At 68.6% G+C, this 10077-nt stretch carries 9 protein-coding genes; 5 read left to right on the top strand and 4 right to left on the bottom strand.

The window, feature by feature from the left end:
• Positions 1-2998, bottom strand: a 2998-nt coding sequence (locus tag FPZ41_RS41445; protein ID WP_228023351.1) for a hypothetical protein, incomplete at its 3' end; no start/stop codon positions are given.
• Positions 2999-3175: 177 nt separating this feature from the next.
• Between FPZ41_RS41445 and FPZ41_RS41440 the strand changes: the two genes are divergently transcribed.
• From FPZ41_RS41440 to FPZ41_RS41430, 3 genes are all read left to right on the top strand, one after another.
• Entirely contained in the window at positions 3176-4105 is a 930-nt protein-coding gene (locus FPZ41_RS41440) for a serine/arginine repetitive matrix protein 2 (RefSeq protein WP_322621388.1), read from the top strand.
• A gap of 138 nt (positions 4106-4243) precedes the next feature.
• Positions 4244-4552: a hypothetical protein gene (locus FPZ41_RS41435; protein ID WP_152869409.1), complete on the top strand. Its 309-nt coding sequence runs from the start codon at positions 4244-4246 to the stop codon at positions 4550-4552.
• Between the two features lie 15 nt (positions 4553-4567).
• Positions 4568-4897: a WXG100 family type VII secretion target gene (locus FPZ41_RS41430; RefSeq protein WP_152869406.1), complete on the top strand. Its 330-nt coding sequence runs from the start codon at positions 4568-4570 to the stop codon at positions 4895-4897.
• A gap of 194 nt (positions 4898-5091) precedes the next feature.
• On the opposite strand, the gene FPZ41_RS41425 is transcribed toward FPZ41_RS41430, so the two are convergent.
• A complete protein-coding gene (locus FPZ41_RS41425; protein ID WP_322621387.1) occupies positions 5092-5733 on the bottom strand; it encodes a class I SAM-dependent DNA methyltransferase in 642 nt (213 codons plus the stop codon).
• Between the two features lie 104 nt (positions 5734-5837).
• Between FPZ41_RS41425 and FPZ41_RS41420 the strand changes: the two genes are divergently transcribed.
• Positions 5838-6752, top strand: a complete 915-nt coding sequence (locus FPZ41_RS41420) for a helix-turn-helix domain-containing protein (protein ID WP_152869402.1) — start codon at positions 5838-5840, stop codon at positions 6750-6752.
• A gap of 31 nt (positions 6753-6783) precedes the next feature.
• Here FPZ41_RS41420 and FPZ41_RS41415 read toward each other — a convergent pair whose 3' ends face one another.
• Entirely contained in the window at positions 6784-7617 is an 834-nt protein-coding gene (locus FPZ41_RS41415; RefSeq protein WP_152869400.1) for an NAD(P)H-binding protein, read from the bottom strand.
• A 337-nt stretch (positions 7618-7954) separates the two neighbouring features.
• Between FPZ41_RS41415 and FPZ41_RS41410 the strand changes: the two genes are divergently transcribed.
• A complete protein-coding gene (locus tag FPZ41_RS41410; RefSeq protein WP_152869398.1) occupies positions 7955-8680 on the top strand; it encodes a hypothetical protein in 726 nt (241 codons plus the stop codon).
• A gap of 836 nt (positions 8681-9516) precedes the next feature.
• Here the strand turns inward: FPZ41_RS41410 and FPZ41_RS41400 are convergent.
• On the bottom strand, positions 9517-9786 hold the full coding sequence (locus FPZ41_RS41400) for a GntR family transcriptional regulator (RefSeq protein ID WP_152869394.1): 270 nt from the start codon (positions 9784-9786) through the stop codon (positions 9517-9519).
• Between the last annotated feature and the right edge of the window lie 291 nt (positions 9787-10077).

The following is a 10077-nucleotide window of genomic DNA, read 5'->3' as shown; positions in this document are numbered from 1 at the left end:
CGTTGGAGGAGCCCGGGGCGGCGTTGCTGGTGAGGCCCGAGTTCGCGGGCGGCATCGCTCCCAACACGTGGGAGTTGCCGAGCGTGCCCGGTGCGAAGTGCTGTACACCGCCGACCGGCGCCCAGTTGTTCGCGGCGTTCAGGGCGTAGGTCCACTGGTCCGTACCGCCGTTGTTCGGCAGGGCGTGCTGGACTCGGAGGACGTCCGCGCCGTTGTCCATGTCGTGCCAGGCGGTGACGCCCGGCATGCCGCCCGTGTTGACGGTGACGTTCGTGCCGTGCGGGCCCGATCCCGGGGTGACCCGCACGCTGACGCCGGGCAGCGAGTTGTCGATGTTGGTGAACGTGTGCAGGAAGTTGAACTGCTGACCGGACATCATCCGGACCTCGATGGTCCGGGGCACCAGCGCGGTCAGGTCCACCCGGCCCACGTTCGGCACGTCCACGATGACGGCGCCGTTGCCGGGGCCGTGCAGGCCGCCGGTGTTGGCGGGCGTGGGCATGGGGGTCGGGGTGACGTGGGAGACGGGGGTGGCGTTCAGGTCGCCGACGGGGTTGGCCAGACGGCCCGTGCCGACGGCGTCGACCTGGGCCGGGTTCACCGACGGGGTGTCGATGTGGGTGCCGGCCGGTCCGTTGACGCTCGCCGCGGGGACGTCCACGCGGGCGCCGTCCACCCCTCCGGTGTGCGCGCCGCCCGCGTTGACGGACGGTACGTCCACCCGGGCGCCGTTGACGTCGACGCCGTTCAGTCCGCCGGCGTTGACGGACGCGACGTCCACGCGACCGACATTCACGTTGACGCCGCTCACTCCACCGGCGTTGACCGACGGGACGTCCACCCGGCCGACGTTCACATTGACGCCGTTCACGCCGCCCGTGTTGACGGACGGCACATCCACGCGGGCGACGTTCACATCGACGCCGTTCACCCCGCTCGCGTTGACGGACGGGACGTCCACCCGGGCGACGTTCACGGAGGGGATGTCCACGTGGGCGGCGCTCACCGACGGGGCGTCGACCCGGCCCGGGTTCACCGACGGGATGTCCAGCTGTCCGACCGACGGCATGTCGATGCGCGAGACCGAGGCGCCCGCGGACGGGATGTCGGTGATCCGCGCGTCGACGCTCGGCATGTCGATCCGGATGGCGGTCGGGCCCGACGACACCGAGCTCAGGCTCGGCACGTTGATCTGCCCGACGGACGGGACGTCGACCTGCCCGGCGGTCGGCACGTTGACGGCGCCCACGGAGGGCGTCGGCACCGACGCCAGGCCGTCCATCTGCCCCACGCCCACCGTCGGCAGGTTGATCCGCGTGGCCCCGGCACCGACGCCGCCCAGGCTCGGCACGTTGATCTGGCCCGCGTCCAGCGCACCCCCCGCGCCCAGCGACGGCACGTTCAGGCCGCCCGTCCCGGGCGTCGTCACCGAGGAGACCGGGCCCAGCTGCGGGAGGTCGATCCCGCGCACGTTGCCGAGCGCGCCCGTCGACGGGATGTCCACGAGCTTGGCGTCGATGCCCGGCACCGACGCGGAGAGCTTGCCGCCCAGCCCGTTGAAGCCGCTGAGGTTGATCGTCCCGATCGAGCCGGTCGATATCGACGGCAGATTACCGAGCCCCGACCCGACTCCGCCGCCCGCGAGGTTCGGCGTGAACTGCCCGGTGTTGATGCTGGGCAGCGCGCCGAGGCCCGCCCCCGGCCGGAACAGGTCGAGGCCGGCCGCGACCCCGCCGCTGATCTTGCTGGTGGCGCCGAGGAACTGACCGCCCGCGAAGGCCCCGTACCGGTACATGCCGAAGATGCCGCGGTCGATGACGCCGATCTTGAGCGCGAAGGCCAGACCGTTGCCCATCTCGTCGGCGGCCACCGGCAGGAAGAACCGCAGCCCGTTGAGCCCCCGCACACCGTTGACCATGCTGTGGCCCAGCGAACTGCCCAGCCCGCGGATGCCGTTCAGGCCGGTGATCGCGGACCGCAGCCCGAAGAAGGTCTTCGCGCCCATCAGGTTGATCACGGTCAGTTCGGAGGCGGCGGGGATGATGCTGAACGTCTTGCCGAACGCCCCGCCGCTCATCGTGAAGCCCTTGATGCCGGGCATGAAGGTCATGTTGGGGACCTTCAGTCCGCTGATGCCCTTCAGCCCGTTGTTCAGAAAGATGTTGGTGGCCCGGAAGGCGTCGTCGATGCCCAGGGTGAGGCGGCCGAAGAGCCCGAGCGCGTTGGGGCCGCCCAGGAACAGGTTCTTGCCGCCCTTCCAGGCGCCGATGCCCGCGCCCTTCAGGCCCTTCCACACGTTCGCGAGGTTGATGCCCTTGGTGGTGGGCGCGATGACACCGATGATCGACAGCACCAGATCCGTGATGCTGGCCTTGCCCTGCGAGAAGTCGACCGCCGTCTTGATCAGCAGCGCCACGTTGAGCGCGATGGTGAACAGCGCCAGCGGGCCGCCGACGATCATCGCCGGGATGACGAGGATCAGCGCCAGCCAGCCCAGCGCCTTCCAGATCTCCTCGCACTCGTCCACCGGCGAGGCGATGCTGTCCGCCGCGTCCCGGATCGCGTCCGCGGCCGTGCTCGCCGCATCCTCCAGGATCTCCCTGGCGTCCTCGGCGGTGGCCTTGTGGGTCTCACGGCCCTCTTCGTCGTCCTCGGCCAGCGCGGCCGCCGCCGTCAGCGCGGCATCCGCCCGCTGCTGCTGCTCGCGCATCACACCGGCGTACGTCCGCAGCGCCGACTGCACGTCCACGTGCGCCTGCCGGAACGTGGACACGTAGTTCCGCAGGTCGCCGTCGATCACCTCGCGGAGCGCGTCGGCCGTCTTGCCGACGAAGGCCCCGTCCGTGGTGTTCATGATCTCGGTGAGACCCGAGTCGATGGTGTCCGCCAGCTCGACCAGGTCGTCCTGGGACGTGATGACGTCGTCGATCCGGTCCGGGTCGCCCGGTGTCGGGTCGCTCCCCAGGCCGAGCGCGCTCCAGTCGCCGGGACGGGCCATCGGGACACACGCTCCTTCCGGTCAAAGGGTCTGCTGCACAGTCCACGCTCCAGGGCCGGGAAAAGGTTCAACTACTGCGCCAAAATTTTCGGTTGAACCATTTGGGGCCGCTGTTGCGTGGAGGGACCAGAGGGAACGAACCCGGGGCGACCGGGCCAGGACCGAGCAGGAGGCGCGGTGCCCGACTTCTCCATCGACTACGGGGCCCTGCACGATGTGCAGCGGCAGATGCGTGAGCTGGCCGACGCCGCGGACTCGGGCGGCGCGACCGGGGTGTTCAAGGACGTCGGCGAGGCATCCAGCTCCGAACGCAAGACGCTGTTCGGTTCCTCCGACCTCTCCTACGCCTTCAACCTCTTCTACTCCCGCTCCAGTTCGCGGACGAAGCAGGCGAAGGACGGCCTCAAGGAGCTCGCCGACACCTTCAGCGGTGTCGCCGACACGTTCTTCAACGCCGACGCCCAGCTCTCCAGCGCCGCCGGCCTGATGAGCGGCAGCATCGGCCTGGACGAGTGGAAGAGCGACAAGGAGGCGTACGACTCCTGGCAGGAGGACAAGACCGCCTGGGACGCCTACCTGGAGGAGATCGGCGCCGCCGACTACTTCGAGCAGAACCCGGACGCCGAGATCGGCACGGTCTGCAAGGCCGACGACGCCCCCGGCTGGTGCGAGACCTGGATCAACGACGACGACGCCCCCGACGACCCGGGCGACCCCCCGGAGAAGCCCTCCGAGAAGCCGCCGACCGAGTACACGTACGAGGACGAGCAGGGCAAGGTCCAGGTCTCGGTCGAACTGGACGACGACTACAACGTCATGAAGGAAACGTCCACCATCACCACCCCGGACGGCCAGTCCTACACGTCCGTCACCACCTACGACTCCGCGCCGCAGATCATCGAGCCGGAGAACGGCGACTCCTACGACGCCCGCGACTACACGATGGAAACCACCTACGCGGACGGCTCGAAGACCACCACCGAGGTCGTGATCAACGACGACGGCTCCGGAACCATGACGACCACCGACGGCGACGGCAACAAGACCGTTTCCACACGCTCCGGCCCGGAAGAGGACTGGTCGGAACCCGAGGAGGAGGACGAGTAGTCCCTCTGGTCCCTCCCGTTCACCCCTCCCGGAAGCCCAGCCGACAAGGCACCCCGGCCACCAAGGCACTCCAGCCAACAGGGCACCCCAGTACCCAAGGCCCGCAAGGCCATGGCCCCCGAGAAAGGTCAGTCACGCATGGCAGCGAACATCTCCCTGTCGTACTCCGAGATCGAACGCGTCTCCAATCTCCTCGACACGAGCGTCGAGGACACCCTCGTCCCGCGCATGGACGAGGCCAAGACGGAGGTCGACACCCTCCTGGACAACGCCCTGGTCCTGACCCAGGCCAGCCCGGCACTCCAGGCGCAGTACGAGAAGTTCACCCAGTCCCTGAAGGACGCCACCGAGTCCATCAAGGGCTTCGCGGAGCAGTTCCGCCAGATCTCGCAGTCCGTCCAGGAAATGGACAAGGACATCGCCGACAAGGTCAACAGCAACGGCTAGCAGGAGGCACAGACAATGGCAACAACCCTCGGCAACCAGGACGTCGTATTCGACTACGACGAGATCGCCCGCGTCGCCACGACCATGGGCACCAAGCTCACCGACATCAGCACCGAGCTGACCGACCTGGAGGGCACGGTCAGCAACCTGCTCCAGGACGGCCTCGTCTTCGAGAAGGCGAGCCCGGCGCTGCAGTCGGCGTACGAGAGCTTCAGCAAGCAGATGAACGAGTCCGCCGCCAACATCAAGGCCTACGCGGACAGCTTCAACGACATCGCCGAGGCGATCGCCGAGTCCGACACGACGATCGCGAACGACGTCAACGCGGCCCAGGAAAAGGGCTGAGCCCCACCCCGGCGGCAACGGCGCGCACCGCCGGCCGTTGCCGCCGGGGTCCTGCCGTCCGGTCCGTGCCCCGGCTGCCGCCACGGCCGGGGCACACCTGCCCGTCCGGCCCGTGCCGGACCGGTCCGGCCAACGGAACTCAGGCAGTCCGGGTCGCCCCGGGCCACCGATGACGGCACCCGAGATCACCCGAGTCACTTCCTCAGACGCATCAGCAGATGACCACGGCGGAACCGTTCCCCCTCACATGGCTCACGCAGCATCCGGCCGACCTCGATGAAGCCGGCTTCGCCGGCCAGCTGCGCGAGTTCGTCGATCGACCACCGGTAGGCCGTCGTCACCTTGTGGTCGAACGCCGTGGTCGGCCCACCCTCCGACTCGAAGAAGGCGAGCAGGAGAGTTCCGTCGGGCGCGAGTACCCGACGGAACTCGGCGAAGTACGGGGGCACGTCCTGCGGCGGGATGTGAATGACCGAATACCAGGACACGATGCCTTGCAGCCGGCCGTCGTCCAGGTCCAGGGCATCCATGGAACCGACCTCGAACCGCAGGTCCGGATATGCCTCGCGGGCGAGATCGATCATCACGGGCGACAGGTCGACCCCGAAGACGTCCAGCCCCAGATCCCGCAGGTGCGCGGTCACCGGTCCAGGGCCGCATCCCAGCTCGGCGACGGGCCCGGAACCGGCGGCCCGCACGGTCTCGGCGAACGCGGCGAGCACCGCACGATCCAGCGGAAGATCGTTGAGGTCGTTGCGGGGGAGCTCGGCATAGAGCACGGCGACGGCATCGTAGGCATCGGCTGTCGCACGGTGATACGAGGAAAGTTCAGTCACAGGCGAGGACCCTAGAGCCTTCCCCACGCTGACGACCGACTCTCGGACAGGACCTGATTGAGACGCTTGAGTCTCCAGCGGCTGGAAGGTCCAGGATCGCGCCCATGGACGACGAACGCCCCGACGTGCTCACCATCGGCCGGCTCGCACACCGCACCGGACTTCGGGTGCGCACCCTGCGCTTCTGGTCGGACGAGGGGGCGGTGCCGCCCGTGGCCCGCTCCGCGAGCGGCTACCGGCTGTACGACGCCGACTCCGTGGCCCGCGTCGAGCTGGTCCGCACCCTGCGGGAGCTGGGCCTCGGGCTCGACGACGTGTGCCGGGTGCTGAGCGGTCGGACCACGGTCGCCGAGGTCGCCGCTGCGCACGTGGCCGCGCTCGACGCGCAGATCCGCTCGCTCAAGGTGAGCCGGGCCGTCCTGTCCACCGTGGCGACACGTGGTTCCACCGCTGAGGAGACAGCACTGATGAACCGGTTGGCGCGGCTTTCCGCCGCCGAACGCAAGCAGATCATCGACGAGTTCAAGGAGGAGGTGTTCGGCGGTCTCGACGTCGAGCCGCGCCTGCGCGACCGCATACGCACCCTCAGCATCGAATTGCCCGACGATCCCACACCTGAGCAGGTCGACGCCTGGATCGAACTGGCCGAACTGGTGCGGGACCCCGGCTTTCGCGCCCGGTTGCGCACATGGATGGAGCTCAACACGCCCGTACCGGGGCAGGGTCGTCTCCCCGGGGCGTCCATCTGGTGGGCCAGGCAGGTCGTACAGACCGTCGCGGAGGTCAGAAAACGCGGGGTCGCCCCCGAGGGACCGGAGGCGGCCGACATACTGTCCGAGCTGTTCGGCGACGTTGATCGGGCCGCCGTGCTGCACAGCCTGGAGGCCGGAATCGAGGCAGGGGCGGAGCGCTACCGCAGGCTTGTCGCCCGCGTGCGCGGGCAGGATTCGGCGCCCGACGCGACCGAGGAGCTGGAGTGGCTGGCGCGGGCCCTGCGCGCACGTGAGAGTCCCAACTGAGTCTGCCTGGACGTGATCAGGGACGGGCGCTTCAGCGGAAGGCGGCGATGTTCTCCGAGACCCACTGGTCGAACGGCCTGGCGGGGGATCCGGTGACCTGGGAGACCGTGTCACGCACCGTCAGCAGTTCATCGTTGACGTCCCCACCCGTCACATCCAGCACCGCATCCGCGGCCTCGGCTCCCAAGAACGTGGACATGTGCCGGTGGGCCTCCTCCCGGCTGATCTCCGCAAACGGCACCTCCCGCCCCAGCACCGCCGCGATGGCCTCCACCTGCCGGCGGGCCGTCACCCGCTCCGGGCCAGTCAGCGCATACGTCTGCCCCTGGTGACCGGATTCGGTCAAAGCCACTCCCGCCACCGCCGCAACGTCCGCCGGGTGAATCGTGGGCAGCCCGGAGTCCGCATACGGCACGCGGACCGTCTGGCGCTCACGAATTGACGCCGCCCACCACAGAGCGTTCGAGGCGAACTGTGTCGGCCGCAGAACCGTCCAGGTCATGCCGCTGTCCTTGAGCAGCCGCTCGACAGCCATGTTCTCGCGGGCAGGTCCCAGATGCGGATGCGTCTGGACGGTGATGGACGACACGAGCACCACATGCTCGACACCTGCGTGCCGGGCGGCGTCAAGGATGTCGGCGTCAGAGCCTATCCGGGACACGAGGAACAGCGAACGCACTCCTTCCAGTGCGGGCTCCAGGGAAGCCACGTCAGCGAAGTCACCTTCACTCGCTTCCACCCCCTCGGGGAACGAGGCCCGCGCAGCGTCACGGGTGAACCCCCGCAGTGGCCCGGCACCGCACGCATGCAGTTCCTGGAGCAGAGCCCTGCCGATGTTCCCGGTGGCTCCTGTCACGAGAATCATGCGCCTTCTCCTGTCGTCAGATGATCAACCAGAGAAAACGCTAGAAACTCAACAATGCTTGAGGTCAAGAGGATCGCTGACAAGGCGCCTGCCGGCGAGCGACATCGCATGCCGGCCCTGGTGCGGTGGGTGGCCGGGGGACGGCAGAGCCGCGGGGGTCACCCGTATGGCTGGGCCGTGGCTGCGGCGGGAGGGACGACCGCCTTTAGTGATTCATGAAGGCCGCACGCCCGACGGGCGCGGCCCCGAGCGCCCCAGTGTCGGGCGGCAGCACGCAACCGGTGGCGGCGGCCCCTTGGTCATTTCGCCCCACGGACGAGAGGCAGGTGCCAGAACCATGGCGATCACAACCTCGGCGCTGAAGAACGAATACACCAAGCGGGCCATGCATCTGCTGGGCATCCGCAAGTCCGCCCCCATACCGAAGGAGACCCCGCACTACCGGATGCCGGCGCTGGAGGCCGGCGGCGGCCATCTGGTGATGCGCAAGTACTCCGGCCCCGAGATCCCGCCTGCGGAATGGGAGAGCCTGGAATACACCACCTACGCCACCGACCCGCACACCTTCTTCGCCCCGATCACCTCGCCGACCGGCCGAATAGAGCTGGTCGGCGCGTGCGAGGCAGGCAAGAAGGACCTGGACTGCACGTGGACGCCGAACGCGCAACGGTGCCCGACGATCGTGGCGTGGCTGGAGTCGATCGGGGCGCGGTTCGGCCGGGTGCAGCTGCTGCGGATGTCGCCGAACACCCTGCGCGAGTGCCGCTGGGGCCTGCACCTGGACGTCAACAACGCCGCCAATCCGCAGAGCAGCGGCTGGATCGTCCGGGTGTGGCTGGAACTGACCGACGACCACTCCAGCGCGCTACTGGTGCGCCGCAAGGCCTTCGACCGCTCCACTGAGACCTCCATCCGGCTGCCCAAGTACCAGCAAGCGGTCGTGGACTCCGAGAAGCTGTGGCACGGCGGCCACCATAAAGGGCCTGGCGTCCGGTACGCCCTCATCGCCAGCTTCGAAAGCAGCCCCGAACTGGAGCGGTGGATCGCCTCGCAGCTGCCGTAGGGACGGCGGGCGTTCGGCGGGTTCGACTTCACGCTGTTCGGGCCCTGGGAGCAGGGACAGGAGCCGGGCGCCGACGCCCAGCGCCGCGTTGGCAGTCCGGGTGTCGCACCTGACCGGCCTCGCGCGACTACGAGGCCCGGGGAGATGGAGCGCGCGACGAGGTCCCTGGAGACCTCCGTGAAGAGCGCGTCTCCTCGGGACAAGGCCGTACGGTCCAGCCGCCCTCGAAGTGCGCGGCGGGCGGTGCGTCGATACCAAAGCTGCCTCTCGGCGGGGTGGGCGCCCGGCGGAAAGTGCGACACTTCTCGGGAAAGTGTCGCATTTCGCGAGTCACCAGTAAGCCCCCGCTTCGGCGACGCAGGAACCCGGGAGACTCGAGAAAGCCCCCACCACGGCTCTCAACCAGGACATGCTCGCCCCCGGCCAGTCCTTCCGGCATGGCCTATACCCAGGAGGCCCTGCGGATCGCCCGGGAAATCTCCTCTGGCTACGTCGCCGTGGACTCCCGAGGCTGCACACCGAGCTCGCTCCTGGCCCGCGTCGCCCGTGTGGTCGAACTGGGTCCCCCCCCAAGCCCGGCTACGTTGCCAACTGGCCAGACCTGCCCGATTGGCAAAAGGAGACCGACGCCGACACATCGTGTGACGGGAGTGTCGTGCGAGGCGTACTCACGTACTCACTGAGAGAACTCAGGGGACGCGCCGAGCGACACCTCTCCGAGTCCGACCTTCGCGACTGGCGTCCCAGCGAGTGGTCGACGGTCTGCCGCCGCCGAGAAGCCAACGAAACGGGGCGGCTGAGGCTGAAGGCGCCGCGTAACGCAACGCGCGGCCCCTTCAGGCGTTCGGTTCGCTCTCTTCGGATGCGTCGCCGACTGGCTCCGGCATCGCGATGACGTACGTCCCCTTTGCGGGCAGGGTGGCGACGAGCCCTCGTTTTCGGAGTTCGACGATGGCTCGACGCACGGTGCCGATGCTCACGGCATGCAGATCGGTCATGGCGCGCTCGCCTGGCAGCGCGGCGCCCTGCGGCAACTTGCCGGACGCGATGTCTGCCGCGATGGCGTCGGCGAGTTTCACGTACTCGTAGCGCGGAAGCTCACTCATCTCTCCACGGTGCCGCAGCCTTGCGCACACCACAGGAGTGGAACGCGTTCCGCCGCGGCGGGACGCAGAAGCACTCAGTGGGGTGCAGGGGGACGCAGTTACCGGTATGGTCGAAATGAACAAGACCCCGGCGAGGTGGCTAGACCTCCCGGGGCACGGCCAACGCTTACAAGGAGCGTCGACATGCACGACCTTATCCTCCGCACCACCCTCGAATGGCTCCGCCTCTTCCTCGCACCCGGCACAGGCAAACGACGCCGCCCTCACCATCACCCCATCCCCCGCCCACAC

It is taken from the genome of Streptomyces acidicola (assembly GCF_009377235.1).
GTDB lineage: Bacteria > Actinomycetota > Actinomycetes > Streptomycetales > Streptomycetaceae > Streptomyces > Streptomyces acidicola.
Note: the sequence above shows the minus strand (reverse complement) of the source record. Positions and strands in the feature narration are given on the sequence as shown.